This is a genomic window from Gluconobacter sp. DsW_056 (genome assembly GCF_002153595.1).
Lineage (GTDB): Bacteria > Pseudomonadota > Alphaproteobacteria > Acetobacterales > Acetobacteraceae > Gluconobacter > Gluconobacter albidus.
The window spans coordinates 41,007-66,237 of the sequence record NZ_JOPF01000007.1 but is presented as its reverse complement, the minus strand read 5'-3'; the positions used below and the strand labels follow the sequence as shown (position 1 = coordinate 66,237).

The window sequence follows — 25,231 nt, the reverse complement described above, 5'->3', positions numbered from 1 at the left end:
CGCAGGATGTCTGAAGACGGAAGAGAGCAGACCGGATGACGAAAAATACCGAGTTTTACACGAAGCGTGCCGCCGAACTGTCGTTGCGCAACGACTGCTGGATTGACGGGCGGTTTGTTCCGGCTCTTTCGGGGCAGCGGTTCGAGACCGTCAATCCGGCGACGGGCTCTGTTCTGGCGCAGGTGGCGCGGGGCGATGCCGGGGATATTGACCGGGCTGTTGTCAGCGGGCGGACCGCCTTTGAAAGTGCTGTCTGGTCTGGCCTGACACCGGCGGAGCGCAAGGCCGTTCTGCTGCGCTGGGCGCAGCTTGTGCGGGACAATCTTGAAGAACTGGCCCTTCTGGACACGCTGGATGTGGGCAAGCCGATTTCCGATACGCTCACGATTGATGTGCCGGGTGCTGCGGCTATTCTGCAATGGCATGCCGAGGCCATCGACAAGCTGTATGACGAGATTGCGCCGACGGGCGGGCGGGATCTTGCGATGGTGCGCCGGGTTCCGCTCGGGGTTGTGGGTGTGGTGGTGCCGTGGAATTTTCCGCTGGATCTGGCGATCTGGAAAATTGCACCGGCTCTGGCCGTGGGCAACTCGGTTGTGCTCAAGCCTGCCGAGCAGTCTCCGTTGTCCGCGCTGCGCCTGGCGGAGCTTGGGTCTGAGGCTGGTCTGCCAGCGGGTGTGCTGAATGTCGTGACGGGGTTCGGGCATGAGGCCGGGCGCGCTCTGGGGCTGCATCCGGATGTGGACTGTCTGGCTTTTACCGGTTCGACGGAGATCGGAAAGCTCTTTCAGGGCTATGCCGGTGAGAGCAACATGAAGCAGGTCTGGCCGGAGACGGGCGGGAAGAGTCCGTGTCTGGTGTTTCCCGATGCCGATCTGGAGGCAGCGGCTGACAAGGCGGCCTGGGGGATTTTCTTCAATCAGGGGCAGGTCTGTTCGGCGAATTCGCGTCTGCTGGTGCATGAAACGATTGCGCAGGACATGATCGGGCGGCTGAAGGCCAGGGCCGAGGCTCTTGTGCCCGGTAATCCGCTGGACCCGTCCACGCGGCTGGGTCCTATGGCGACGGCTGAGCATGCGGACCGTGTTGCCGGGTTCATTGAAGCCGGACGTCAGAGCGGCACGCTTGTGACGGGGGGCGGGCAACTGACCCATGGGGCATCGCGGGCCTATATCCAGCCGACGGTTTTTGCGGATGTTGCGTTGGACGCCACGATTGTGCGCGAGGAGATTTTCGGGCCTGTTCTGGTTGTCCAGACGTTCCGGGACGAGGATGAGGCGGTGGCTCTGGCCAATGATACGCCTTACGGTCTGGCGGCGTCCGTCTGGACCCGGGACATCACGCGGGCTTTGAGCGTTTCGGACAGGCTGAATGCGGGAACGGTGTCGATCAATACCGTTGATGCGCTGTCTCCGATGACGCCGTTTGGGGGCATGAAGCAGTCCGGTTTCGGACGTGATCTTTCACTTCACAGTTTTGATAAATATTCCGCTCTGAAGACGGTCTGGATCAAATACTGAACCATTCGGGCGTGTGTTGGGGCTTTGCGGAGAAATCTTATGGTAACGCTTGCAATCAGTGCAGAAGGGCCGGGCGTCTGGGAAAACTGGCGGAATGCTTTTTGTGAGGTGGCGCCCGGTATCCGGACGGTGTCGTGGTTCGATCCGGCGTTTGATCCGTCCAAAGCTGATTATGCGCTGGTCTGGGACCCGGCTCCTGGAGAAATGGCGAAAATGCAGCATATGCGCGCCATTTTCTGTAGTGGGGCGGGGGTGAACCATCTGGTGGGTCGGGAAGATTTTCCGAAGGATGTCATGCTGGTCCGCATGGGCGGAGACCAGACGGCGGTTCTGATGGCGGATTATGTGCTGTGGGCGATTGTTTCGCTGCTGCGTGATGCGCGGACCTGGGCGTTGCAGCAGGAGAAGAAAATCTGGCGTCGCAATCTTGAATATCGCACGAGTGCGGAGACCACGATCGGGATTCTGGGATATGGCAATCTGGGGTCGGCTGTGGCGCGACGCCTGTCAAAGGCCGGGTTTCAGGTTTCGGCCTGGTGTCGCCGGGTGCGGCCGATTGAGGATATTCCTCTGTATTTCGGAGAGGACGGCAAGGTCGATTTTCTGGGAAAGACAGATATTCTGGTCAATCTTCTGCCCAGTACGCCGCAGACGCACGGTCTGATTGATGCGGAGTTTCTGTCCCATCTGAAGCCGGGGGGCAGTCTGATCAATGTGGGGCGCGGCGAGCAGGTGGTGGCGGAAGACCTGATTTCCGCTCTGGACAGCGGGCGGATGCTGGGGGCTGTGCTGGATGTTTTTGCGCAGGAGCCACTGCCGCAGGACGCTGTTTTCTGGGAGCACCCGAAGGTTTTCGTGACCCCCCATGTCGCTGCGGAGGCGTCCTGTAAAATGCAGGCGGCTTATGTTGCCGGGGCTATCGGAGAGATCGAGGCGGGGAAGACCCCCGCCCTGACTTATCACCCTGACTGGGGATATTGAGACCGCTTCCCTTCAGGATTTTGAAAGGTCGTGCATGACCTCCGTGATGCTTGCGCGGAGGATGTCTCCAATTCTGGCGATCTGCTCTTCCGACAGGATCAGCGGAGGAGACAGGATCAGGATATGTCCCAGCGGCCGGGCGACCAGGCCTTTTTCCTGAGCCTTGCGCGCGACCAGCATGCCAATGTTGAGCTTGGCATCGAAGAGGGCTTTGCTGGTCCTGTCCCTGACGAATTCTATGCCCATCATAAAGTGGCTGCCGCGGACTTCGCCGACGATGTCGAGATCTTCCAGCGCGCGCAATGTGTTTTCAAACAGCTTGCCGGTGACGCGTACCCGTTCCGGGATCTGTTCGGCTTCCATCAGGGCGATATTCGCCAGACCGGCGGCGGCGGCGGCGGCGGCCGGATGGCCGGCATAGGTCATGCCGTGGGTGAAGACGCCGTCCGGGCCGGACACTACGTCGTAGATTTCGTCGGTCATGATCGTGGCGGCGAGGGGCTGATAGCCGGAGGTGACGCCTTTTGCGATGGTGATCATGTCCGGCTGGGTGTCGAAAACCGCTTCGGAAGCGAAGAAATGTCCGAGCCGTCCGAACGCCGTGACGACTTCATCGGCTACAAACTTGATATCGTATTCCCGACAGACGTCCTGAACGCGTCGGTGGTATCCTTTGGGCGGAACGATAACGCCGCCAGCCCCCATGATGGGTTCACCAATGAAACAGGCGATGTTTTCGGGGCCGAAGCGCTCGATTTCATGTCGCAGATCGGCGATGAGCAGATCCGTGAAGTCCGCCTCCGTCATCCCGTCGCCTTCGCGCCAGTAATGCGGTTTTTTCAGGTGATGGACGATCCCTTCGGCTTTTGACCAGCCTTTGGAATAAGCGGGGGTGGTCATTGCGATGGAGAGATAGGTCGAGCCGTGATAGGCGCCGTGGCGGCTCAGGACGAGTTTCTTTTCTGGTTTGCCCAGACGCTCGTAATAATGATGCAGGATGCGCACGGCGCCGTCATTGGCGTCCGATCCCGAAGTGGAAAAATGGACCCGGTTCAGGTTGCCAGGCGCCAGTTCCGCCAGTTTTCTGGCCAGGGCGGCGGCTGTGGGGTGGGTGAAGGTGTAGAAGGTGGAATAGAAATCCAGCGTTGAGAGCTGGCTGGAGATGGCATCAATGATTTCGGGGCGTCCGTGACCCACGTTGACGCACCATAAACCCCCAATTCCGTCAATCAGGTCCTGACCGTTGCTGTCGCGGACCATGGCGCCTTTTGCCGCAACGATTGCAGTGCGGGCATGGGGTTTTTTCAGGCCGTCGAGGTCGGCCCAGGATTGGACGAGATGGGTATCTGCCGCGAGAATGTCTTCAGTGGTGTGGGGTAGTGCAGGCGGCATGTTCAGGTCCTCCATCCATAGGGGCTGTGCGGGGTGCAGCTTCTGATGTGTGATGGTAGGGTCTGTGTGGATGGGACGTATATTGCCCTGAAGGGGTATAGAAGGGTGTTTTGTCAGCAGGAACAGCAGCTTGGTGCGGTGATTTCGGCGCTGATGACGCCTGCGTTCGAGCAGCGGCTTGTGGCATGGTTTGAGAGCTGTGTTCCGATTGATAACCTGACGATCCTTGCCTATGGGGGGGAAGGGCGGCCGAGATGTCTGTTGACCCATTCAAAGGAAAAAAGCGTCCACGCCCGTTTTGACAGTGCGTATTGCACGGGGATCTATCTGCTTGATCCGTTTTTTGTCGTGGACAGGGCGGGGGCGCCTTCGGGGCTGTATCGTCTTGAGGATATTGTTCCCGATCATTTTGCCGCGTCGGATTATTACCTGAAATATTACCGTGATACGCATATTCTGGATGAGATGACGTATCTGGTCCGGATATCGGCTGATGTTTCCATTCATATCTGCCTGGGGCGGGATACGAGTTCGGGAGAGACATTCGTTGCGGCGGAGTGGGAGAAGGCTCTGGCCATTCAGCCTGTTGTAGCGGCGCTTGCGGGGCGGCACTGGTCGGGGCTTGAACCTGCGCAGACCGCAAATGCGCAGGATGCCATGGCGGAGTTCCGCGAGCAGTTTGAAAAGACGTATGGCATCGTGCTGACGGCGCGGCAGTCACAGACGGCTTTGCTGATTTTGCGGGGCCATTCCTCGCGTTCGATTGCAAGGCTGATGGGTGTGAGCGTGCAGACGGTGAAGGTGTTTCGCAAACAGATCCATACGCGCTGTGCCATTTCCTCGCAGGCGGAGCTTTTTGCGATGATGATGCCTATTCTGGTCAGGCTGGGTGAGCAGTAACGCTCCGGTTAGTAGACGAAGGGCAGGCAGGCGTATCTCCGGCCGGATGTAACGGGCTGAACGGCATGCAGGAGCGCGCAGGAAAATACGACGGCTCCGCCAGCATTGGGACGGAATGTCTGGGGACCGAATTCGGGGAAAATCAGTTCTCCACCCATGTAGTCGTCATTGAGGGTGAGGGAGACGGCGAACTGGCGGTGGGCGGAACTGGGGACGGTATTGTCGCGATGGGCGTCGAAAAAGCCTTTATCCGTGGCGTCGTAGGAGCTGACGAGCATTCTGTCCATTTGTGTCGCCGTGAAGCGGAAAGCCCGGAAAATCTCGGGGACGACGCGGCGGATGATGCGGTTTTGCAGCGCTGTGACGATGCCCCGGTCGCGCAGGGGCGTGTCCCGCCGACGTTTGAAATCCGGGGCGACGGTGCGGACCGGATGTCCTGCGGCATTGGAGGTCAGGATGGGAGAGGGCTGGGGATTGTGGGTGTCGTGATACCGGATCAGGTCCTGACAGAAGGCCGGTTCCAGAACGTGATCCAGCATGAGGACCGGCGCAGGCATGCTGCGCTGCGGGGCGGTGGCTTTCTGAAGTAACGTCGCGAAAAGCGTTTCTTCCAGACCGGGGCGGTGGAGCTGCGTGTGGACGACATGCATCATCGGGTCGAGTTCTATCCAGCCCGGTGGCGCGTTTTCAGCAATTCCGAACGTCCGGTGGCAGATGCGGTCGGTATCGTAAAGGAAACAGACCGATCTGAGATCGGACCGGTTTTTGAGGACGTCCGTGTCGGCCCTTTCGAGGGTGACGCCCAGAAACAGGCAGTCTCTGCGATTCAGGACATCCGGATGGTGGGAAAGGCGCTGGAGGACGCTTTTGACCGTGGGATCGGTCGAAGAGGCAAAGAAAAAGAGCAGAATTCTGCGTCCGCCCATCATGTCAAAGGACAGGGCCCCGGAACTGGTGCTGGCTTTTTGTACGAAGGGCGGGATGGGGTCGCCGGTTTCAGCCGTGGTCCAGGACATGCGCGCTCTCGGGAAGGGGCAGATGTGGCGAGCATGCCCAAGAGGGACGCTCATCGCAAGGAGGATTTGCATATACAATTTTACAGGGGAGAAAGGGTAGGTCTCTGCGAATCTTGTGAAGAGGATTTTTCTCTGAAATTCTGTGTATAAAAAAATGAATTTATTCAATGATTTAATGACTTTTCCTTTTTGAGAAGTGTGGTCGACGAGCCTGATTGTGTGTTCCTGAGGGCTGGTGGGAAAGTTTTTGCTGGGCGGTGTGGACCGGGTTGAAAGAATTTTTTCGGAGGGAAGAGAGTTTTTTCTAAGGCATTGTTATATTGGAATTATTTTTATGGATCTTTGGGAATTTTAGACATGTCTTTGTCATGTCGGTGTAAAATGGAGGTTGCATATGCAACCAGACATGACATTGTGACTTCGATACGAAATGATTCCGAGCAGGTACCATGCCAATCGCAAAACGCCGTCGTGCTTGTGTAGCCCTTTCCACCATGACGTTTCTGGCGTCGACCTCTCTGGCTGGAGCCGCGTCGGCAACACATGCGCGTTCGCGGTTGCAGGCGCATGCCGCCGGGGCACCGGTGAAGCGGAAGTCTCATTCTGTCAGTGCGCGGGGGCCGGAGGTTATTTCCGTGCATGCGGCGGGTGAGGACGGGGCGTATGGCAAGGTCCGGCACATTGCGGGCGGGGGGCTGATGGCCGTTCAGACGGGCGGCGACATGCGCAGTACCGTGACTTCGGAATATATCAACAAGCAGGCGTCGACGACGACGGCCTATCAGGCTGTTTCGCTGGCGCCGGGTGCCAATCTTTCCCAGAGTGATCCTTACGGTTTTGCGGCCAATTCGATGTTGAGCGTGCGCGGGTTGGGGGGCAACGAGATCGGGCAGGTCTGGGAAGGCATGCCGGTCAACGATATCGAGACCTATAACGGCTATCCGACATACTGGGCGGATGGTGAAGATATTGATTCCGTCAGTCTGACGCAGGGGTCTTCGTCCATCACGGCGCCTGTGGTCAATGCTTCGGGCGGCCAGGTTACGACGCTGATGCGCGATCCGTCTCACAAGATGGGCGGACTGGTCGATTACAGTTACGGCACGCTGAACCTTCAGCGGTTCTTCGGACGTTTCGATACCGGGGATATCGGGAATACGGGTCTTTCGGCCTATGTGTCGTTTTCCAACGGAACGGCCAAGAATTCCCTCGGACCGGGGCGGCAGATGCGCCGGCATATCGACTTCGGCTTCAAGAAGGAATTTGCAAACGGCGACCGGATGAAGCTGGTCGGGTCGTATGTTGACATGAACTACATGTACAATCCGAACCCGACGCTTGCCGACTGGCAGACTTCGGGGCGGAGTTATGCATGGAACGGGACATTTACGCCCGGAAGCTCGGATTACTGGCGGCAGAACCGCTGGAAATGGGAGCAGATCATGATGAGTCTGCCCTCCGACTTTACGCTTCCGGGGAAGGTGAAGCTCAATGTGACGCCTTATTTTCTGTATGCGATGCAGAATTCTCCGGCGTCTTCCACGCTGTCGTCTGACGGCAACTATTACGGAACGGAACCTGTTTCCGTGACCATTCCGGATGCCCAGGCGTCGGGCGGGAGTGTGCGCAGCGATTACGTGGGCGTGCAGTCCGTGGGCGGGTTCAACGCGTCCCTGTCCCGCCAGTTCGGGGTGCAGAAAGTGACGCTGGGATACTGGTATCAGTATAGCGTTGATGATCTGTCGATGCCGTTTTCGTCGGTCGATGCTTCAGGCAATCCGGCTTCGGCCTGGAGCCTGCGGAACGTGACCATGAGCAATGGTCAGCCGTATCTGGCGGAGAAGGAGCATACCGTCACGCAGACGAATGCGCTCTACTTGCAGGATGAGATTTCGCTTCTCAATGATCGTCTGAAGATTGTTGGCGGCATCAAGACGCTGATGATGAGCAAGGCCGGGACCAATGGTCTGCCGGGCACGCAGTATCATGTCGGGGCCAATAACTTCCAGCCGCTGCCGCGCGTTTCGGCGACGTACAAGATTGATTCCCACAATCAGGTCTTCATCAATGCCAGCACCAATACATTGATGCCGATTGATGACACCCTGTACAATTCCTATTCGGGTGGGGCGATTTCAACGCAGGGCAATCCGGGGATCAAGCCTGAATATTCGATTTCCGAAGAGCTAGGATATCGCTATCAGGACCGGATCATTCATGCCAGTCTGGCCCTGTTCAACTACAACTTCACGAACAGGCAGGTGTCCAGCCTGCGTTACGTCAATAACGTTCCGGTCTATTCGACGATCAACGGCGGCGGACAGACGTCGCGCGGTGTGGATTTCGAAGCAGGGCTGATGCCGTTTCATGGCTTTTCGCCTTATGTGTCGGTCGAATATCTTCATGCGACGATCGACAACAATATTCAGGTCGGAAACGATTATCTGCCGACGGCAGGGAAGACGGCGGTTCGTAGTCCGTCGTTTCAGGGATCTTTCGGTCTTGTCTATGATTACAAGAATTTCTTCGGAACATTTTCGTTCAAATACACAGGGTCGCAGTATTCGACCTTTATGAACGATGAAAAAATGCCCGCTTACAAGACGTTCAACCTGTCTCTGGGGTATCGTCTGCCGAGCGTCGGTTTTGTTAAACATCCGGAAATCCGGGTCGCGTTCATCAACCTGACGGATGAGAAAGTCCTGTCCGGTATTGCGTCGCCGCAGCTGAATGCCCAGACCACCCGTGGCATTTACGGGACATCCATTGATGGAAGCTCCCCCGGATATTATATCGCGCCGCGATTTACGACGGCGATGACCGTGGCTGCGGGCTTCTGAACTTTTCCAAACCTCTTTCTGTTTTTCTGAAAATGGAGACCTTACTCATGGTCAATTCTCCTTCCGTGTCGTCCCGTCTGTCGAATGATCGTGTGATCCGTGCCGACCATGGCTCCGAGATCAGTGCGAAGTCGTGGCAGACCGAAGCGGCCATGCGGATGCTGATGAACAATCTCGATCCGGAGGTGGCGGAGAAGCCATCGGAGCTTGTGGTTTATGGTGGAATTGGAAGGGCAGCGCGGAACTGGGACTGCTATGACCGGATCGTGGAAGCCCTGCGGGAGCTGGGGGATGAGGAGACGTTGATCGTTCAGTCCGGCAAGCCGGTTGGTGTGTTCCGGACGCACGCCAATGCACCGCGGGTTCTGATTGCGAATTCCAATCTCGTGCCGCACTGGGCGACCTGGGAAAAATTCAACGAGCTCGATCGGGCGGGGCTGATGATGTACGGCCAGATGACGGCCGGGTCCTGGATCTATATCGGAAGTCAGGGGATTGTTCAGGGGACGTATGAGACGTTCGTTGAGATGGGGCGCCAGTATTACGGTGGCGACCTCAAGGGCCGCTGGATTCTGACGGGTGGTCTGGGGGGCATGAGCGGTGCGCAGCCGCTGGCCGCCGTGATGGCCGGAGCGTCCATGCTGGCGGTGGAATGTGAGCCGTCGCGCATTCAGAAGCGTCTGGAGACGGGCTATCTGGACCGGCAGGTGCAGGATCTGGATGAGGCGTTGCAGATCATTCATGAGGCCTGCGCCAAGGGCGAGGCGGTTTCCGTGGGGCTTCTGGGCAATGCGGCTGAAGTCTTCCCGGAGCTGGTGCGACGTGGCATCCGTCCGGATGGTGTGACGGACCAGACATCCGCGCATGATCCGCTGAATGGATATCTCCCGGCTGGATGGTCGCTGGAGAAGGCCGAGAAGCTGCGGATTACGGACCCGGCGGCGGTTGAGAAGGCCGCACGGGAGTCCATGCGGCTTCAGGTCGAGGCAATGGTGGCGTTTCATCGGATGGGGGTGCCGACCTTCGATTACGGCAACAACATCCGCCAGATGGCGCTGGAAGAGGGGCTGGAAGATGCCTTTGCGTTTCCGGGATTTGTGCCGGCCTATATCCGCCCGCTGTTCTGCCGGGGGATCGGTCCGTTCCGCTGGGCCGCACTGTCGGGTGATCCGGAGGACATCTACAAGACAGATGCGAAGGTCAAGGAACTGTTGCCGGACGACAAGCATCTGCACAACTGGCTCGATATGGCGCGGGAGAAAATCCAGTTCCAGGGTCTGCCGTCCCGGATCTGCTGGGTGGGGCTCGGGGACCGTCACCGGCTGGGTCTGGCGTTTAACGAGATGGTGGCCAAGGGTGAGCTGAAGGCGCCGATTGTGATCGGACGGGATCATCTGGACAGTGGTTCGGTGGCCAGCCCCAATCGTGAAACGGAGGCCATGCGCGATGGGTCCGATGCTGTTTCCGACTGGCCTTTGCTGAATGCGCTGCTCAATACCGCCTCGGGCGCGACCTGGGTGTCGCTGCATCATGGTGGCGGTGTGGGCATGGGTTTCTCGCAGCATTCGGGCATGGTGATTGTGGCCGATGGTACGGACGGTGCCGCTGCCCGTCTGGAGCGCGTGTTGTGGAATGATCCGGCCACGGGCGTGATGCGGCATGCCGATGCGGGCTATGACATTGCCGTGGCTTGTGCGCATGAAAAGGGCTTGAACCTGCCCATGATTACGACCAGGAAATAAGGTTTCGGAGGCGCATCTTTTCGGGGATGCGCCTTTTTTTGCTTCTGACAGGATAACTGCGATCATCATGACAGGAATACAGGCTGTCCGTTATCTTCCGGGGCGGCAGCTTCTGCTTCTGGCGCTGGGGCTCAGCATCTGCTCCGGCTGTGCGTATCTGGGCTCGTCCGTCATGCCCTTTCAGATTGATGCGCTGATGTTGGGGCTGCATCAGTCCGCCAGTCGGGCGGGGATGTTCGGCTTTTTCGAAATCATGTCCTTTGCGGTTTTCATGGTGGTGCTGTCCCGTCTGACGGGGCGCGTTTCGGTGGTCATGACGGCGTCTCTGGGTGCGGGGCTGGCGGTTCTGTCGTCCCTGCTGACGGCGACGGGCCTGTCTTCTTCGGCATGGACGTGGGGCTGTGCGCTTCTGTTTGGTCTGGGGGAGGCGCTGCTGGGGCGGTCCTATGTCTGTGCGGCGTCGGCGAGTGAAAACCCTGACCGGATGTATGCCATTTCCAATGGCGGGGGGCTGATCGTTCTGGTGGCGGTGATCGACGCCATCCCTTACGCCACGCGCAGTTTTGGCGAACTGGGGGTTTTTGTCGGGATCGCGGTTATTGTTGCGGTGATTGCGCCGTTCATGGCAACGCTGCGCCATGCGCCCCCATTGCCGGTCCGGCAGAGTACGGAAAAGATGCGTCTGACGCGTGGCGGGGTGGCGCTGCTGTTTATCTGGGTGGGGTCGTCTCTGGGATCGAGCATGGCGTGGTCCTTTGCCGAGCGGGTCGGACGGGCCATTCATCTGTCAGCCGATTATATCGTTTTTCTCTCGACGGTGGGTATCGTTTCCAGCGTTCTGGTCAGCTTCATTGTCGGCGCGCTGGCGCAACGGCTGCGGCGGGAGATCATTCTGCCGCTGACGCTGGTGGGAACGGGCGTGGGCGGGTTGCTGGCGTGTTGCGCGTGGGATTCCTGGAGCTATACGGCGGGCGTCATCATCTACTGGAACTGTTCCATGCTGTCTTATGCGTGGCTGCTGGGAAGTGCGGCTGCGCTGGATCATACGGGCAGGGTCGGAACGTTCTGCGGCGGCATGGACCGTATGGGATATGCCCTGGGGGCACCGCTTGGGGGGCTGATTGTTGATCATGCCTCTTTCACGATGCTTGGCATTGCCGGGTGTGTGGCCTGTGTGGTCAGCCTTCCGTTCGGGCTGCCTGTTCTCCTCAGGGAGATCCGGGCGTCCGGCACGGAGGGTCGGCCTGCATCAGGGCTTCAAGCCGGGTGATATCGTCCGCCAGCGGGTGGTCTTCCTCGTAAAGGGGCACGACGGCCCGTACGCTGTTGTAAAGCTCCAGCGTGCGGGGGGCGATTTTTCCGGTGAGGCCGGCGAGGTCCACGGCCTGACAGAGGGCCAGAAGTTCGATCGCGAGAATGGATCGCGTACTGGCGACAACGTCCCGTGCCTTGAGGGCCGCTGGTGTGGCGTGGACGAGAATGTCTTCCTGAAGACCTGAGGTAATGCCGCCATCCAGACTGGCGGGGAGGGCGTTGCGGCGGTTGGCGCTGACAAGCGAGGCCGCCGTGTATTGCGCGATCATGAAGCCGCTTCCCGTGCCGGAATCGCTCGACAGGAATGCCGGGAACGGGCTGAGCAGGGGGTTGACCATGCGGTCCAGACGGCGTTCGGAGACGGCGCCCAGAGAGGCCAGCGCGATGGCGGCTTCGTCCATGACGCGGGCGATGCTGGCGCCGACGGCATGGGCTTCGGAGAATGCGCCGATGCCTGTTTCGTCCTCAAGGATGGCGGGGTTGTCGGACAGGCTTTGCAGTTCCTGTGTGACGGTGTGGTGGATGCCGGTCAGCGCGTCATGGACCGATCCATGAATATGGGGGATGGCGCGCAGACTCAGGGCGTCCTGTGTGCGCTGGCCACGGGCGTCCGCGAGGCGGGCAGAATCTGCCAGATTCTGGTTGAGGGTTTGTGAGACGGCGCGATGGCCGGGCGGGATGCGGAGGTTTGCAGAGCGTGGATCGAAGGCGCGCTGTTGTCCGCCAAGGACATCAAAAGTTGCGGCGGCGATCCGATCTGCCCAGTGGAGGCAGGCGGCGGCTTCTTCCGTGACGAGGCTGGCAATTCCGGTGGCGCAGGAGAGGCCGTTGACCAGACACAGCCCTTCCTTGGCTTCAAGAACGAGCGGGGTGAAACCGAGCCGTTCCAGCACCTCGGCGGCGGGCTGTTCCGTGCCATTGGTCCGGAGCATTCCGTGACCGATCAGGGTCAGGGAAATATGGGCCATGTGTGTGAGATATCCGACCGATCCATCCCTTGGCACGATCGGCAGGCAATCGTGGTTGAGGAAAGCGACGAGGCGGTCGACGATCTCCGCGCGCAGGCCGGAATAGCCCAGGCAATACTGGTTGACGGCGCAGGCCATGATGGCGCGCGTTGCTTCGGCACTCAGGGGCGGGCCAAGCCCCGTGGCGTGGCTGAAGAGGATCTTGCGGGAGAGAGTGGACTGTTTTTCGGGCGTGATGCGTGTGTCCGACAGGCCGCCCACGCCCGTATTGAGGCCGTAGGCGGCGGACTTGCTCTCGACCAGAACACGCAGGCGCCGGTTGGCGTCCTCAAGCCGCTGCCGCGCCGCCTGCGACAGCCGGACCGTTTTTCTGTTCCGGGCAATGTCGCAGATGTCCTGCGGAGAGAAAGGCTGATCGAGCAGGAGTTCGGTCACGGCGGGTCTCTTGGTTGTCTATACAAGAGAGAACTCTAGAGGCGGCGTGTCGGGGACGTCAATCCGCCGGGCGTTGTTTTCAGGGTGTTGTCTTTAGGGGCGGTAGCGCCCGCCGAAGCTGTAGCGGTTGCCGGAATAGGTGAAGATGCCCTTCATGACGACGCGGCCGTCGACCCATGTGCGGCGCATCAGTTGCAGGCAGGCTTCCGGTTCGTCGAGTTGCAGAAGGGTGCAGATCTCCTGCGGCGGCGTGACGGCGAAGACCACATGTTCGATCTCTTCCGGTCCGGCGATTCCGTAGAGATGGCGGTGCGGATTGATGTGGGTGAAATCCTGTTCCAGATAATCCGGGGCGAAATGCGGAGAGACGTAGCGCTCTTCAAGCTGAAGGGGCACATCGTCTTCGTAATGGACGATCAGGGAGCGGAACAGACGTGTGCCGGGGCGCTGTTCGAACGCCGTGGCCAGATCGCTGTCGGCGCGCACCGTCTCCACGGCGATGACTTCGGCGCGGTGCTGGTGGCCGCTGGCGACGATGTCGTCGATGATATCGCGGATTTCCAGAAGTTCGACGCGTTTGGCGGGCTGGGCCACGAAGGTGCCGACCCCCTGTGCCCGGCGGACGATCCCTTCGGCTGTCAGTTCCCGCAGCGCCCGGTGGATCGTCATGCGGGAAATGCCGAGCTGTTCGACGAATTCATGTTCGGAGGGGAGGCGGTGGCCGACTTTCCATTCCCCGCAGTCGATCCGCTCGATGATGAAGGCTTTCACCTGCTCGTAACGTGCGATGGTCTTCGTCTTGTCCAGGATCTGCGACACGGCGCCCGCTGCCTTTTCTTCTCTTGAGGACTGGTCTGCCCTCTGTGGGCGGGAGAGCATTTCTGATCCTGCCGGGTTGTTGTACTTACATATGAGACACACCCCTAAGCAGGCGTATGACCATATGAAGCCGGATCCGGAAAATGACAATCTTTTCCCGTTGTCCCGTGGGCCGCAGCCGGTTGAAAACCTTGTCGCGCAGGCGTGGAAAAACGGTGGTGGCCTGACGCGGGTCATTGTTTCTGGCGAAGAATGGCGTCTGAGCGTTGCGGAGATTACGCAGGATGGCGCTTTCTCGCGGTTTCCGGGGATTTCGAGGCAGATTGCGCTGCTGACGGGGCAGGGCGTGCGGCTTCGTCTTTCGGACGGGACGGAGCGGGAAGTCGTCCGGGTTGGGGAAATTCTGGCGTTTCCCGGCGATCTGGATGTGGAGGCCATTCTTGTGGACGGGCCGGTTCAGGTGGTGAACCTGATGCATCCTGCGGACCGCCCGTGGCGGATGGAGGCGGTTCGGGGCGGGGATGCTTCGGGTTTCGAAGTGTCTGCGGCGCGCGCGGTGGTTGTCGCACGGGGGTGCTGGGTGTTTGAGGGGGCGTCGGGGCAGCCCCGGACCTGCGTGGCCGGGGCGTATCTGGTGCTGCCGGAAGGGAGTGGCGGGCGGCTGGAATCGGACGGGGACGGCCTTTTGTATTGCGTTGCTCCCGGCTGACGTTCAGGAGCTTTCGGGGCGCCAGTCTGCGGCAGTTGCCAGCAGGGGTTCGATGGCGGCCGAGAGGCTGGCGGCGGCCTGAAGGTCGATGGGCCAGGGGGCCTGCTCTGAGGCGAGATAGGTGGACTGGGCGATTTCGAGCTGGATGGCGTGGATGTTGTCCGCTGGCTGGCCGTAATGGCGCGTTGTGTAGCCGCCTTTGAATCGGCCGTCGCGGACATGGGTGTAGGCGGTGAGCGTTTCTGCGCGGGCGAGAAGCGCTTTGGCCAGTGAGGGTGCGCAGGAGGCCCCGCTGTTGGTGCCGAAGTTCAGGTCCGGCAGGCGCCCTTCGAACAGTCTGGGAATTTCCGAGCAGATGGAATGGGCATCCCACAGGATCGCCCATCCGAACTGTTCCCGGAGGCGCGTCAGTTCAGCCTGTACGGCGTCGTGATAGGGCTGCCAGTACTGCTCTGTCCGTGCGGCAATTTCGTCGGCATCCGGCGCCTGACCGTCCTGATAGATGGGCTGTCCGTCAAAGCCCAGCAGCGGCACCAGACCCGTGCTGGGCCGTCCGGCATAGAGGGCGGCGTCATCCCGGCCTCGGTTCAGGTCCACGACATAACGGGAGAAATTTGCGCGCAGGATGCCGATCCCTTTTGACAGTGCGAAGGCATAGAGATGTTCCATGTACCAGTCGGTATCGGGCAGTTTTCTGCCGCGCGGGGTCATGCGTTCTTCCATGCCCTGCGCCAGACGGTCGCCCGCATGGGGGATTGTGATCAGGATTGGGAGGGTGCCGGGAGTAAAGGAGAAAACGGTCGTCATGGTTGTGATCCGGAAAATCTCAGGCAGCCATCAGGGTGCGCAGGGTTGCATGAAAAGCCTTGGTCAGGCGGGCTTCATCAGGGTGGTGGCCATCGGTGATGCGCCATTGTCCGGCGCACATGACGTGCCGGACCGGAGGGCTTGAGGTCGCGAAAATGGCGGAGTCGAGAATATCGTCGTTCTGAAGGTCGGGCAGGGACAGGGCCTGTTCGTCGAGGACGCACAGATCGGCGCGGGCGCCGGGTTGCAGGCCGCTGAGGGGCAGGCCGCTGGCCTGCGCGCCCCCGGCGAGGCTCTGGCGATACAGCCACGCACCGATTGACCCCTTGTGGTCCGGGGGGAGGGCCACGCAGCGTTTCTGGCTTTGCAGGCGCAGGCCATATTCCAGAAGGCGGAGCTCTTCCCACGGGCTGAGCAGGACGTTGCTGTCGCTGCCAATGCCGAAGCGACCTGATTGCGCGACATAGGCTTCGAACGGGAAAATGCCGTCTCCCAGATTGGCTTCCGTGATTGGGCAGAGACCGGCCACGGCCTCGGAGCGGGCGATGGCGGTGACTTCCGCGGCCGAGAGATGGGTGGCGTGGACGAGGCACCAGCGGGCATCGACGGGCAGATGGCTCATCAGATGCTCTACGGGGCGTTGTCCCGTGACGGAGAGGCAGGTTTCCACCTCGCGCTGCTGTTCGGCGATGTGAATATGGATCGGGGCGGCGGGGCCTGCTGCGCGGAGCAGGTCGCCGAGGGTGTGGATGTTCACGGCGCGGAGGGAGTGCAGGCCCACCCCGGCCGTCACCAGTGGCGAACTGTACCAGTCGGACTGGAGGTCGGACAGGATGCGGGCGATCGTGTCCGGGGTGCTGGCGAAGCGTTTCTGGGCGTCGTTCAGCGGGCTGCCGTCAAACCCGCCACGGGCGTAGAGGGTGGGGAGGAGCGTGATGCCGATGCCTGCATCGGTGGCGGCTGCGGCGAGGCGTGAGGACATTTCGGCCGGGGACGCATAGGGGCGTCCGTCGACGGCGTTGTGCAGGTAATGGAATTCGGCGACCTGCGCGTAGCCGGCCTTGAGCATCTGCATATACAGGAAGGCGGCCACGTCCTGCATCTGCTCCGGGGAGATGCGATGCGCGAGCTGGTACATGCGCGTGCGCCACGTCCAGAAGGTGTCGTCCGGGTTCTGTCGGCGCTCTGCCAGTCCTGCCATGGCGCGCTGGAAGGCGTGGGAATGCAGGCTGATCTGCGGGGGCACGACCATGTCCAGAAGCTGCATATCCGGGCCGGGTGTGCTGTCGGGGGTGACGGAGGTGAACGTCCCGTCAGCGGCGATGGTGATCTGGACGTTGCGGCGCCACCCCTGTGGCAGGAGGGCCTGTTTTGCAAACACTTCGGTCATAACGAAATTCCAGGTTGCACGAGAGGAAGGCGCTTTGGGCAAGCGGGTTCCGTTTTCCGGGCAGGATCATAATGGGATTGACTGATATGTATATACATATATCACCGTAACCGGAACAATTCGGAGAAGAACCATGTGGGACGTCCTTTGGCTCAATGTCCATCTTGCGACGGGTGACGAGGCTCTCGTCACGGCCGGGGATGGGTATGGATGTATCCGCAATGGTGCAGTGGGCGTGCACGACGGGGCGATCTGCTGGATTGGCGCGCAGGCGGATCTGCCGGATGTGCCGGAAAATCTGGCCATCCGGATCGAGGACGGGCGCGGCGGCTGGCTGACGCCGGGGCTGATCGACGCGCATACGCATGTCGTGTTTGCGGGCGATCGCAGTCGTGAGTTCGCGGAAAGGCTGAACGGGGCGTCCTATGAGGAGATTGCTCGCAAGGGCGGCGGTATTCTCTCGACGGTTGCGGCGACGCGCGCGGCATCGGAGCAGGAGCTTCTGGAGGCGTCCCTCAAGCGGGCGCGCACGATGATCCGCGAAGGCACCACGACTCTGGAAGTGAAGTCAGGCTACGGACTGACCCTTGCGGACGAGCTCAAACAGTTGCGGGTGGCGCGGGCGATCGGCGAGCAACTGCCGGTCCGTGTGCACAAGACGTTTCTGGGCGCGCATGCGGTGCCGCCCGAATATCGGGGGCGTGCGGACGCGTATGTGACGTTCCTGGTCGAAGAGGTTCTGCCGGTCCTTCATGAAGAAAAGCTGGTTGATAGCGTGGATGCGTTCTGCGAGACGATCGCCTTTTCACCCGCCCAGACGGAAATCCTGTTCGAGGCGGCCCAGACGCTCGGACTGCCCGTCCGCATTCATGCCGAGCAGCTTTCTCTGGGCGGAGGGACGGTTCTGGCCGCGCGGTATCACGGGTTGTCTGCGGATCATCTGGAATATGCGGATGAGCAGGCTGTCATGAGCATGGCGCGTCATGGGACGGTTGCGATGCTGCTTCCTGGCGCATTCTATTTCATCCGAGAAAAGCAGCTCCCGCCTGTCGCATTGCTGCGTGAGCATGGCGTGGGTATCGGGCTTGCGACAGACTGCAATCCGGGGACGTCCCCTGTTCTGGGGCTGACGGCCGTCATGAACATGGGGTGCACGCTGTTTCGTCTGACGCCCGAAGAGAGTTTCCGGGCGGTGACGTCCGTGGGCGCGCGGGCTCTGGGGCTGGGGCAGCAGGTGGGTATGCTGCGGCAGGGGATGCGGGCGGATATGGCGCTGTGGGATGTGACGGGCCCGCATGAACTGTCTTACTGGGTGGGCGGTCTGCGCCCCACGCGTCGTATTTTTGAGGGGCGCTGCGTTCAGGACATTTGAGACGTTGACTGGGGCGTTGAGCGGGGTCTCTGGGGTTTGAACAGGAAGACCGCGATGCATCCGAGGAAAACGCCGTAATATGCGGAGGTCACGACGGTTTCGGTCATGAGATCCGGCTTTAGTAGTCCTGCCAGAAGGATCACGCCGGTTCCGCTGATGCAGCCTGCGGTCCAGCCGGGGGTCAGGCGGGCCAGAATGCTGGTGGGGAGGCTGTCATGGGGAAGGCCTGCCGCTTTTTCGCGGCGGCGGCGGGCGTCGATCCAGAGCCGGTTGCCGGTATAGAACATGCCGGCCCCTGCAAGACCCAGAACGACATAGCCCCAGCGGATTGCATTGCCGCCGAAACTGCCAAAATGCAGGGCGAAGAAAACCGTCAGGATGGCAAAGCCGGTTTTCTGATGGCCGGGAAGGTAATCCGCAGACAGGATTTTGCCGCTGCGGGGATCGACCGTGGCGAAGCCTGCCGTGGGGCCACGCATGCTGTAGCGGCTGTCCTGCCCGCTGACACGCAGCATCATGCCGCCATGGCCCTGGCTATAGGCCAGTGTGGTGGGGACGAAGCCCGGGGTCTGTGTTCCGAGGGACGTCACAAGTTCGGTCGGGGTGAGGAGCGGTGCGTCGGGGTGTTGGTCCGCAGTAATGGGATGAGGCCTTGTGTGCGTCGGAAGATGCTGGGAGGCGTGGGGTGTGGCGAAAACCCGGCTTTGCACTGCGAAAATGGGGTCATGGAATGCGAAGACCACCGAGGTCAGGGCCATGACGATGTGAAAGGGCAGCGAAAAGAAACCCAGCAGATTGTGCAGGTCCAGCCAGAGTTTGCGCGGTCCCTCGCGGAAGCGGAACGCGAACAGATTGCGGGCCAGCGTGGGCAGGAACAGCAGCACGCCTGAGATCAGGGCCATGCCGTAGAGCAGCGCGATGATGCCCATGAACGGTCGGCTGATTGCATGGGGCAGGGGGATGCCCAGTTCCTGATGCAGCATGTCGATGAAATGCGCGACCGGGGTGATGGCCTGCTGACGGACGACCAGCGCGCCGTCGGGGGCAAGCGTTGCGACGAACATCGGCCCTGCGTCGTGGCCATGGGGCGGGTGTACAGGCCATGCCACGCGGCCAGGAAGGCTGCGGTCCGGGGCGAGCAGGATTGTGTAGGTCTGCCGGGCCTGCGGATAGGCGCTGAAGACCTTTTCGAGCAGGTCTGGTGTCTTGGACAAAGGCACCGGGGGCGGCATGTCGAGTTGGGGTGAGGTCAGGTTCTGGAGGGGCTGTTCGAACATGCTGATCGCACCGGCGAAGAACGCCACGAACAGAAGCAGTCCGGCACAGATCCCGACCCAGCTATGGACCTCGCGGTAGACGCGCAGGATGTCGGAGCGGATTTTCATCAGGATAATGCTCTCAGGAGCAGGAAGAGACCCCAGAAGGCGACGCAGCCCCCGCCCAACATTGCCCAGGCCCGGCGGCCCGTGGGGAACAGAAAGCAGGTTCCCAGCACCAGCACCCAGAGAACGGCCGTCAGCCACATCAGAGCCTGGGCAGAGAGGCTTCTGGGGTCGCCATTGGCGCCGATGAGTCGTCCGAGGTCGGCCATGATGGCGAACGTCATTCCGCCGCCCGCGAGGACGGCGGCGGAGACTTTCGCGATCCAGTGCCGGTTGTCGAGGGTTTGGGGCAGCTTCGTCATGGCCGGGATCTGCCAGCGAGAAGAGATGCGCCCAGTGGCAGCAGGCACCAGACGATCATGAGCAGGGTCATGCCCATCAGGCAGGCGGTGCAGAAGCTCGTTGTGGTTGTCAGGATGGCCGTTCCGGCAGGCAGAAACCCGACCCCGAGCAGAACCGGAATGTTGCCTTGCAGGGGGCGGTTCAGGAGTTTCTGGTTGGTGGAACATGCATAGAGCAGTGCTCCGCCCCCTGCGATGAACAGGGTTGCGAGAGCGTAGGACAGGGCCGGACTCACCAGCGGTATTCCAGTCGGGCGGTGAGGTTTCTGCCCTGTCCGTAATAGCAGGCGGCCACCGCCGTACAGGTTGCGACGAAGCGCTTGTTGGCGACGTTGCGCATGTTGAGCGAGAGCATCAGGCCCTTATAGGCGGGATGGGCATCGCCGACATCGTAGCGGAGGAAGGTGTCGAACAGCGTATAGTCGGGGATGGCCAGTTTATTGGCCGTATCGCCGTAGCTTGTGCCGGTGTAGCGCACGCCGCCGCCGACCCCCAGACCGCGGAGAGCGCCGTAGCGGATGCGCTGGTCGATGAAGAGCGAGGCCATCCATTTCGGAGCCTGCGGCAGGTAGTTGCCGATCTGTCCTGCCGTGTTGGACTGCCGGATGCGGGCGTCGCTGCGCGTTCCGGTGAAGATCACGGCCATGTCCCATGGAAGGGTGGCGCGTCCTTCGAGTTCGAGGCCGCGGACGCGACCTTTGCCTGTCTGGATCAGGCAGGTCGCGGTGCCGCAGGTTTCGCCGTCGGGGTCGGGGGTTGTCATGTTCTTCTGGGTGATCTGATAACCGCCGAACGTGACATAGATGCTCTTGCCGTACTGGTAGCGGATGCCGGCTTCGTACTGGTCGCCGGTGGTCGGCTTGAAGGGCAGGCCGTTCTTGGCCGTGGACGGATCGGAGACGGTCGGCTGGAAGGACTGGGCATAGCTGAAATAGGGTGCCAGTCCGTTATCGAACAGATAGACGCCGCCCGCGCGCCAGGTGAAGGCCTGCGAGGGGGTGATGTAGCGTTTGCGGTTCAGGATATTGTAGGTGTTGTCATTGGCCCAGTCCTGACGGCCGCCGATTGTAACGCGCAGGCGCTCGAACTTGAGCTGGTCTTGAAAATAGATTCCGTTCTGGCGGCTGACCGTGGACGTATAGACCTGCGGGGACAGGTTGCTTTCGTAACCCGCGCTGCCGCGGCTGACAGGATCGAAAATATTCAGAAGCGGCTTGACCAGTGTCGCGCTGACGAGATCGCGGTCATGGTTCCAGTCCGTATAGAAATAGTCCGTCCCGGCAAGGATGAGGTGACGTACGGGGCCGGTGCGGACATGGCCTTCGACCTGTGTGTCCATGGCGACGCCCTGTGACCGCCCCCGGCCTTCGACGGCGCGGCGGTTGACCGTCTCTCCCGCCACGCATCCCGCAACGGTACTGGCGCATTTCGCAAGCGTATCGCCTGAGAGGACCGTGGAGCGGTACAGCGTGTCGAGATAGGTGTAGCGGACGTTGTTCCGAACCGTCAGGAAACGGTTGAAGCGATGTTCCAGGAACGATCCGAAAAGAGCCTGATTGCGGTCGAATGTGTTCCAGTCGGGTTCACCGATATTGGCATCATTGGCGATATGGCGGCCTTTGGATGCGTAAAGCGTGCCTGTTGCGGGCAGGAACTGGAATGTCGAGCCGCCGACATCGCGCTGGTATTGCGCAAGCAGTGTCCATGTCGAATGGGGGGCGAATTTCCATGTCAGACTGGGCGAGACATAATAGCGGCCTGCCGTGACATCATTGACCTGTGTGCCGCCATATTTCGCCAGAGCGACCATTCGGCCCGTGAGGCTGCCGCTATGGGTCAGTTTTCCCGATATATCGCCGGAAGCCTGTCCCTGCCAGTTTTCCAGATCGGTATATCCGCTGCTCTGGAGGAAGAACTCGCCTTCGCTTTTTTCCGTCGGACGTTTCGTGACCAGATTGACCACGCCGCCGGGCGCCGTCTGGCCGTACAATGCTCCGGAGGGGCCTTTCAGGACGTCGATCTGCTGGAGGGCGAACGGATCGAACGATGTGCGCGTCCACTGGCCACCGGCGGGGAGGCGCAGGCCGTCCACGAAATTGTTGTTCGATGAAAAACCGCCCGCCCCAAATCCACGGACGGACACTTCGTCAACCCGGTTGTCGATGCCCTGTGGTTCGGCCTGGACGCCTGCGGTGTAGGCGAGGGCATCGGCGATGGTGGGGGAGGAGCGCAGTTCGATTTCGTCGCGGCTGACGATCGAGATCGTCTGGGGAGATTCGATGATGGGTGTGCGGGTTTTGGTCGAGGCTCCGGCCTGCGACAGGCCCGTTGCGGTGACGGTGATGATTTCGGCAGGCGAACCCGTCGCTTCCGGTTGCGCAGGCCCGGCGGTCTGGCCGGACGTGGTTTTCCCCGTGCGCTTGTCCTGCGGATCAGAGGGGGTTGCGGATGCGATCTGTGCGCTCAGGGCGAGGCAGGACGCCGTACCACAGATAAGCCGGGAGAAACTCATGGAGCGCCTTCATTAAAACTAAATTTACCCTTCCTATTTCGATAATGAGAATCATTGTCAACTGGAGATTTTTTAAAAACGGGATTTTTCAGGCGAAACACGAGGCCGCATCGGGCGCGAAGGGGCGGCAGGCATAAGCGTTCTTTATGGCGGGTTATACAAAGATAATATTTGATTTGAGAAACGTTTGAAAAGAATGATGACCCCATCAGAAGTGGGGAAAGTATCTGTGATACAGTCTGAAAACAGAACGCTGAATTTTTCCGAAATATTCGCAGCGTCGTGTCGCATACGCGATCATGTGGTCCGGACGCCTCTTCTTGAAAGTCCCGTGCTGAATGAAAGGCTGGGGGGGCGTATTCTGGTTAAACCGGAAATGCTTCAGAAAACGGGTTCGTTCAAGTTTCGCGGGGCCTGTAACCGTATTCTGCAACTCACGCCGGGCGAACGGCGCGGCGGTGTGGTGGCGTGGTCTTCGGGAAATCATGCCCTGGCGATTTCGGCGGTCTGTGCGCTGCTAGATATTCCGGCTCATATCATCATGCCCGAGAGTGCCCCGCAGATGAAAATCGAGGGTGCGCGCCGTTATGGCGCCAAGGTCAGGCTCTATGACCGCGCGACGGAAAACCGCGAGGAAATCGGCGCGCAGATTGCGGACTCCGAGGGCGCCGTCATTGTTCCGCCCTATGATGATTTCAACGTCATGGCGGGTCAGGGCACGGTGGGTCTTGAGATCATGGAGCAGTGCCGGGAGCTGGGTGTTATGCCCGACAATGTGCTTTCCAGTGCGAGTGGCGGTGGACTGGTGGCGGGGATTGCGACGGCTGTCCGCACCTGTCGTCCGGAAACGTCCATCTATTCCGTGGAGCCCGCAGGGTTTGACGATCTGGCCAGATCGCTGGCGTCCGGGCATCGGGTCGAGAATGCGGGTGGCATGAACACGCTGTGTGATTCGCTGATGGTGCCTACGCCGGGCGCACTCACCTTTCCGACCAATCACGCCCTGCTGGCGGACGGTCTGGTTGTGAATGATGCCGAAATCCGGGTCGGCATGGCCAACTGCTTCGAGCATTTCAAACTTGTGGCCGAGCCCGGCGGAGCCGCACCGCTTGCGGCCATTCTTTCGGGAAAGCTCGATGTACGGGGGAAGGTGACGGTGGCGGTGCTGAGTGGCGGGAATGTCGATCCGTCTGTCTATTCTTCAATACTGTAAAGAAAAGGCGTATTCAGGATGTTGAAGAGTGGAACAGCGCTGTATGAACGTCTGTCTGCAACCATTGATGACTTCATGGTGCTGGATTATACGGGTGTTGGCAGTATCGGCATGATTTACGCTGCGCTCCAGAAGCGTCAGCCTGGCAGCATGTGCATGGCTGCCGCCGAGATGATCGTCAAACAGGTGGCGGAGCGTCCGGGGCCTGTTCTGATCGCTACGGGTTTCCCCGAAGGCGGCGGCGTTCCGGAAACGGATGGGCCTGTGGGCGCTGCATTTATTGCGCGCTCGATCTTTCTGGGCCTGTCGCGCGAAACGGTCATTGTCGTGGACGAGGACTGGCGGGAGATGATGTTTGCGACCTGTCGCGGCGCGGGTCTTGCACCGTTCGATCTGCCCGCAGACGGGAAGATCGTGCCGGTTCCCTATCTGCGGCCGGTTTATGTTGCGACTGTGCCCAAGGATGACGCCGGCAGTCGCAAAACGTGCGATGCACTGCTCGATCAGGTTCAGCCGAGCCTCCTGATTGCGATCGAACGGCCTGGCGTCAATGACAGGGGATTGTATCATGGTCTGGGTGGCCGTCCGCTGGATGGAATGGTTGCGGATCTGGACTACCTGTTCGCACAGGCACGGGTGCGGGGGCTGCGTTCCATCGGGATCGGGGATGGCGGCAATGAACTCGGCATGGGTGTGATCGCTGCGGAACTGAAACAGAAGATCGCCAAGGCCCGTGACTGCGGCATTGAAGGACGGGGTGGTGTGGCGGCTGAGACGGCAACGGACCATCTTATCGTCGCGAATGTCTCGAACTGGGGGGCGACCGGTCTTGTGGCGGCTCTGGCCTGTCTGGTGGAAAATCAGGCTGTTTTTCACGAGCCGGAGCTGGAAGTCCGCTGTATTGAAGCCTGTGTGGCGAGTGGCGGTGTGGACGGGATGTTCATGGGGCCGGAGCCTGCGACGGACGGAATTGCTGCGGAGGAATGGCGCGGTCTGATTCAGGTATTCCGTAAAACGTTGCAACGTCATCTCGGGATGGTCACCAACTGGCAGGGCCAGTCCGGGGACTGGAGGCAGATCCGTGCGTGAGGGGGGGGGCTGTGCTTGAGGGGGGCGTAATTCTTCCGCCCGTCAGTGTTCCACGGGGCAATTATACGCCGATCCTCTCCTGTGACGGTTTTCTGTTCGTCTCAGGGCAGGGGCCACGCTGGGGAGACGATCTTCGCTACAAGGGGGTCGTGGGCAGGGATTTTTCCGTCGAGGAGGGGCAGCAGGCGGCGCGGCTGTGTGGGCTCAACATCCTGGCGCATGTCTGGAATTTCCTTGAGGGAGATTTGTCCCGGATCAGGCGGCTCGTCCGGGTGGCGGGGGTGGTACGGTGTTTGGAAGACTTCGAACAGCAGGCCAAAGTCCTGAACGGTGCCTCCGATCTGTTCGGAGAGGTTCTGGGGAACGCAGGATGCCATGTGCGGATCGCGACCGGGACCTCCTCGCTGCCATCCGGGATGGCGGTCGAGGTGGAAGCCATGTTCAAAATCGACTGATTCCTGTCCGGTCGGTCGGCTGTGACCGTCCCCC

21 protein-coding genes are annotated in these 25,231 nt (G+C 60.5%); 11 read left to right on the top strand and 10 right to left on the bottom strand.

Going from position 1 to position 25,231, the window contains the following annotated elements; translation table 11 throughout:
* Positions 1–35: 35 nt before the first annotated feature.
* Both HK22_RS06000 and HK22_RS05995 read left to right on the top strand, forming a co-directional pair.
* The gene (locus HK22_RS06000; protein WP_086648673.1) at positions 36–1,520 is read left to right on the top strand and encodes an aldehyde dehydrogenase; all 1,485 of its coding nucleotides are present in this window, start codon (positions 36–38) and stop codon (positions 1,518–1,520) included.
* Positions 1,521–1,559: 39 nt separating this feature from the next.
* On the top strand, positions 1,560–2,501 hold the full coding sequence (locus tag HK22_RS05995) for a glyoxylate/hydroxypyruvate reductase A (protein ID WP_062032425.1): 942 nt from the start codon (positions 1,560–1,562) through the stop codon (positions 2,499–2,501).
* Between the two features lie 12 nt (positions 2,502–2,513).
* On the opposite strand, the gene HK22_RS05990 is transcribed toward HK22_RS05995, so the two are convergent.
* Positions 2,514–3,893, bottom strand: coding sequence for an aminotransferase class III-fold pyridoxal phosphate-dependent enzyme (locus HK22_RS05990; protein ID WP_086648711.1), 1,380 nt, complete (start codon positions 3,891–3,893; stop codon positions 2,514–2,516).
* 105 nt (positions 3,894–3,998) lie between these two features.
* Between HK22_RS05990 and HK22_RS05985 the strand changes: the two genes are divergently transcribed.
* A complete protein-coding gene (locus tag HK22_RS05985) occupies positions 3,999–4,793 on the top strand; it encodes a LuxR C-terminal-related transcriptional regulator (protein ID WP_158093542.1) in 795 nt (264 codons plus the stop codon).
* Positions 4,794–4,801: 8 nt separating this feature from the next.
* On the opposite strand, the gene HK22_RS05980 is transcribed toward HK22_RS05985, so the two are convergent.
* Positions 4,802–5,809 carry a 2OG-Fe(II) oxygenase gene (locus HK22_RS05980; protein WP_158093541.1) on the bottom strand — a complete coding sequence of 336 codons (1,008 nt, stop codon included), beginning with the start codon at positions 5,807–5,809 and terminating at the stop codon, positions 4,802–4,804.
* Positions 5,810–6,258: 449 nt separating this feature from the next.
* On the opposite strand from HK22_RS05980, the gene HK22_RS05975 reads away from it, so the two are divergent.
* The 3 genes from HK22_RS05975 (at position 6,259) to HK22_RS05965 (ending at position 11,661) form a co-directional block, all read left to right on the top strand.
* Entirely contained in the window at positions 6,259–8,649 is a 2,391-nt protein-coding gene (locus HK22_RS05975) for a TonB-dependent receptor (protein ID WP_082780135.1), read from the top strand.
* Positions 8,650–8,714: 65 nt separating this feature from the next.
* Entirely contained in the window at positions 8,715–10,391 is a 1,677-nt protein-coding gene (hutU, locus tag HK22_RS05970) for a urocanate hydratase (protein ID WP_086648710.1), read from the top strand.
* A gap of 67 nt (positions 10,392–10,458) precedes the next feature.
* Positions 10,459–11,661 carry a hypothetical protein gene (locus HK22_RS05965; protein WP_086648670.1) on the top strand — a complete coding sequence of 401 codons (1,203 nt, stop codon included), beginning with the start codon at positions 10,459–10,461 and terminating at the stop codon, positions 11,659–11,661.
* Here HK22_RS05965 and hutH read toward each other — a convergent pair.
* Together hutH and hutC are read right to left on the bottom strand one after the other, a co-directional pair.
* On the bottom strand, positions 11,600–13,108 hold the full coding sequence (gene hutH / locus HK22_RS05960; protein ID WP_086648669.1) for a histidine ammonia-lyase: 1,509 nt from the start codon (positions 13,106–13,108) through the stop codon (positions 11,600–11,602). The genes HK22_RS05965 and hutH overlap by 62 nt on opposite strands.
* Before the next feature lie 93 nt (positions 13,109–13,201).
* Positions 13,202–13,927: a histidine utilization repressor gene (gene hutC / locus HK22_RS05955; RefSeq protein ID WP_062032547.1), complete on the bottom strand. Its 726-nt coding sequence runs from the start codon at positions 13,925–13,927 to the stop codon at positions 13,202–13,204.
* Positions 13,928–14,018: 91 nt separating this feature from the next.
* Here hutC and HK22_RS05950 point away from each other — a divergent pair, with 91 nt between their 5' ends.
* Positions 14,019–14,636 (top strand): HutD family protein, encoded by a 618-nt coding sequence (locus HK22_RS05950; RefSeq protein WP_158093540.1) that lies wholly within the window; start codon positions 14,019–14,021, stop codon positions 14,634–14,636.
* 3 nt (positions 14,637–14,639) lie between these two features.
* Here the strand turns inward: HK22_RS05950 and hutG are convergent, their stop codons facing one another.
* On the bottom strand, positions 14,640–15,443 hold the full coding sequence (gene hutG, locus HK22_RS05945) for an N-formylglutamate deformylase (RefSeq protein WP_198945493.1): 804 nt from the start codon (positions 15,441–15,443) through the stop codon (positions 14,640–14,642).
* Positions 15,444–15,462: 19 nt separating this feature from the next.
* Positions 15,463–16,833, bottom strand: a complete 1,371-nt coding sequence (locus HK22_RS05940) for a formimidoylglutamate deiminase (protein WP_086648666.1) — start codon at positions 16,831–16,833, stop codon at positions 15,463–15,465.
* Positions 16,834–16,966: 133 nt separating this feature from the next.
* On the opposite strand from HK22_RS05940, the gene hutI reads away from it, so the two are divergent.
* Positions 16,967–18,205, top strand: a complete 1,239-nt coding sequence (gene hutI, locus HK22_RS05935) for an imidazolonepropionase (RefSeq protein WP_086648665.1) — start codon at positions 16,967–16,969, stop codon at positions 18,203–18,205.
* Here the strand turns inward: hutI and HK22_RS05930 are convergent.
* The 4 genes from HK22_RS05930 to HK22_RS05915 are packed head-to-tail and all read right to left on the bottom strand — an operon-like array spanning position 18,193 to position 22,440.
* Entirely contained in the window at positions 18,193–19,590 is a 1,398-nt protein-coding gene (locus HK22_RS05930; RefSeq protein ID WP_086648664.1) for a PepSY domain-containing protein, read from the bottom strand. The two genes, hutI and HK22_RS05930, sit on opposite strands and share 13 nt — an antisense overlap.
* Positions 19,590–19,889, bottom strand: coding sequence for a hypothetical protein (locus tag HK22_RS05925; protein ID WP_086648663.1), 300 nt, complete (start codon positions 19,887–19,889; stop codon positions 19,590–19,592). The genes HK22_RS05930 and HK22_RS05925 overlap by 1 nt, the downstream gene beginning before the upstream one ends.
* On the bottom strand, positions 19,886–20,164 hold the full coding sequence (locus tag HK22_RS05920; RefSeq protein WP_086648662.1) for a hypothetical protein: 279 nt from the start codon (positions 20,162–20,164) through the stop codon (positions 19,886–19,888). Before HK22_RS05920 ends, HK22_RS05925 begins: the two co-directional genes overlap by 4 nt.
* Complete coding sequence (locus tag HK22_RS05915; RefSeq protein ID WP_086648661.1) at positions 20,161–22,440, bottom strand: TonB-dependent siderophore receptor; 2,280 nt, start codon at positions 22,438–22,440, stop codon at positions 20,161–20,163. The genes HK22_RS05920 and HK22_RS05915 overlap by 4 nt, the downstream gene beginning before the upstream one ends.
* 196 nt (positions 22,441–22,636) lie before the next feature.
* Between HK22_RS05915 and HK22_RS05910 the strand changes: the two genes are divergently transcribed.
* Genes HK22_RS05910 through HK22_RS05900 form a run of 3 tightly spaced genes read left to right on the top strand, consistent with a single transcriptional unit; the run spans position 22,637 to position 25,197 of the window.
* Positions 22,637–23,653, top strand: coding sequence for a threonine/serine dehydratase (locus HK22_RS05910; RefSeq protein ID WP_369827206.1), 1,017 nt, complete (start codon positions 22,637–22,639; stop codon positions 23,651–23,653).
* Positions 23,654–23,671: 18 nt separating this feature from the next.
* Positions 23,672–24,742, top strand: coding sequence for a DUF4392 domain-containing protein (locus HK22_RS05905; protein WP_086648660.1), 1,071 nt, complete (start codon positions 23,672–23,674; stop codon positions 24,740–24,742).
* A complete protein-coding gene (locus HK22_RS05900) occupies positions 24,739–25,197 on the top strand; it encodes a RidA family protein (protein ID WP_086648659.1) in 459 nt (152 codons plus the stop codon). Before HK22_RS05905 ends, HK22_RS05900 begins: the two co-directional genes overlap by 4 nt.
* Positions 25,198–25,231 lie beyond the last annotated feature (34 nt).

Coding starts and splice junctions, on each gene's coding strand:
- HK22_RS06000 (WP_086648673.1), top strand. CDS start 36: ATGACGAAAAATACCGAGTTTTACACGAAGCGTGCCGCCGAACTGTCG.
- HK22_RS05995 (WP_062032425.1), top strand. CDS start 1,560: ATGGTAACGCTTGCAATCAGTGCAGAAGGGCCGGGCGTCTGGGAAAAC.
- HK22_RS05990 (WP_086648711.1), bottom strand. CDS start 3,893: ATGCCGCCTGCACTACCCCACACCACTGAAGACATTCTCGCGGCAGAT.
- HK22_RS05980 (WP_158093541.1), bottom strand. CDS start 5,809: ATGTCCTGGACCACGGCTGAAACCGGCGACCCCATCCCGCCCTTCGTA.
- HK22_RS05975 (WP_082780135.1), top strand. CDS start 6,259: ATGCCAATCGCAAAACGCCGTCGTGCTTGTGTAGCCCTTTCCACCATG.
- HK22_RS05965 (WP_086648670.1), top strand. CDS start 10,459: ATGACAGGAATACAGGCTGTCCGTTATCTTCCGGGGCGGCAGCTTCTG.
- HK22_RS05950 (WP_158093540.1), top strand. CDS start 14,019: ATGAGACACACCCCTAAGCAGGCGTATGACCATATGAAGCCGGATCCG.
- hutG (WP_198945493.1), bottom strand. CDS start 15,443: ATGACGACCGTTTTCTCCTTTACTCCCGGCACCCTCCCAATCCTGATC.
- HK22_RS05940 (WP_086648666.1), bottom strand. CDS start 16,833: ATGACCGAAGTGTTTGCAAAACAGGCCCTCCTGCCACAGGGGTGGCGC.
- hutI (WP_086648665.1), top strand. CDS start 16,967: ATGTGGGACGTCCTTTGGCTCAATGTCCATCTTGCGACGGGTGACGAG.
- HK22_RS05930 (WP_086648664.1), bottom strand. CDS start 19,590: ATGAAAATCCGCTCCGACATCCTGCGCGTCTACCGCGAGGTCCATAGC.
- HK22_RS05925 (WP_086648663.1), bottom strand. CDS start 19,889: ATGACGAAGCTGCCCCAAACCCTCGACAACCGGCACTGGATCGCGAAA.
- HK22_RS05915 (WP_086648661.1), bottom strand. CDS start 22,440: ATGAGTTTCTCCCGGCTTATCTGTGGTACGGCGTCCTGCCTCGCCCTG.
- HK22_RS05910 (WP_369827206.1), top strand. CDS start 22,637: ATGATGACCCCATCAGAAGTGGGGAAAGTATCTGTGATACAGTCTGAA.
- HK22_RS05905 (WP_086648660.1), top strand. CDS start 23,672: ATGTTGAAGAGTGGAACAGCGCTGTATGAACGTCTGTCTGCAACCATT.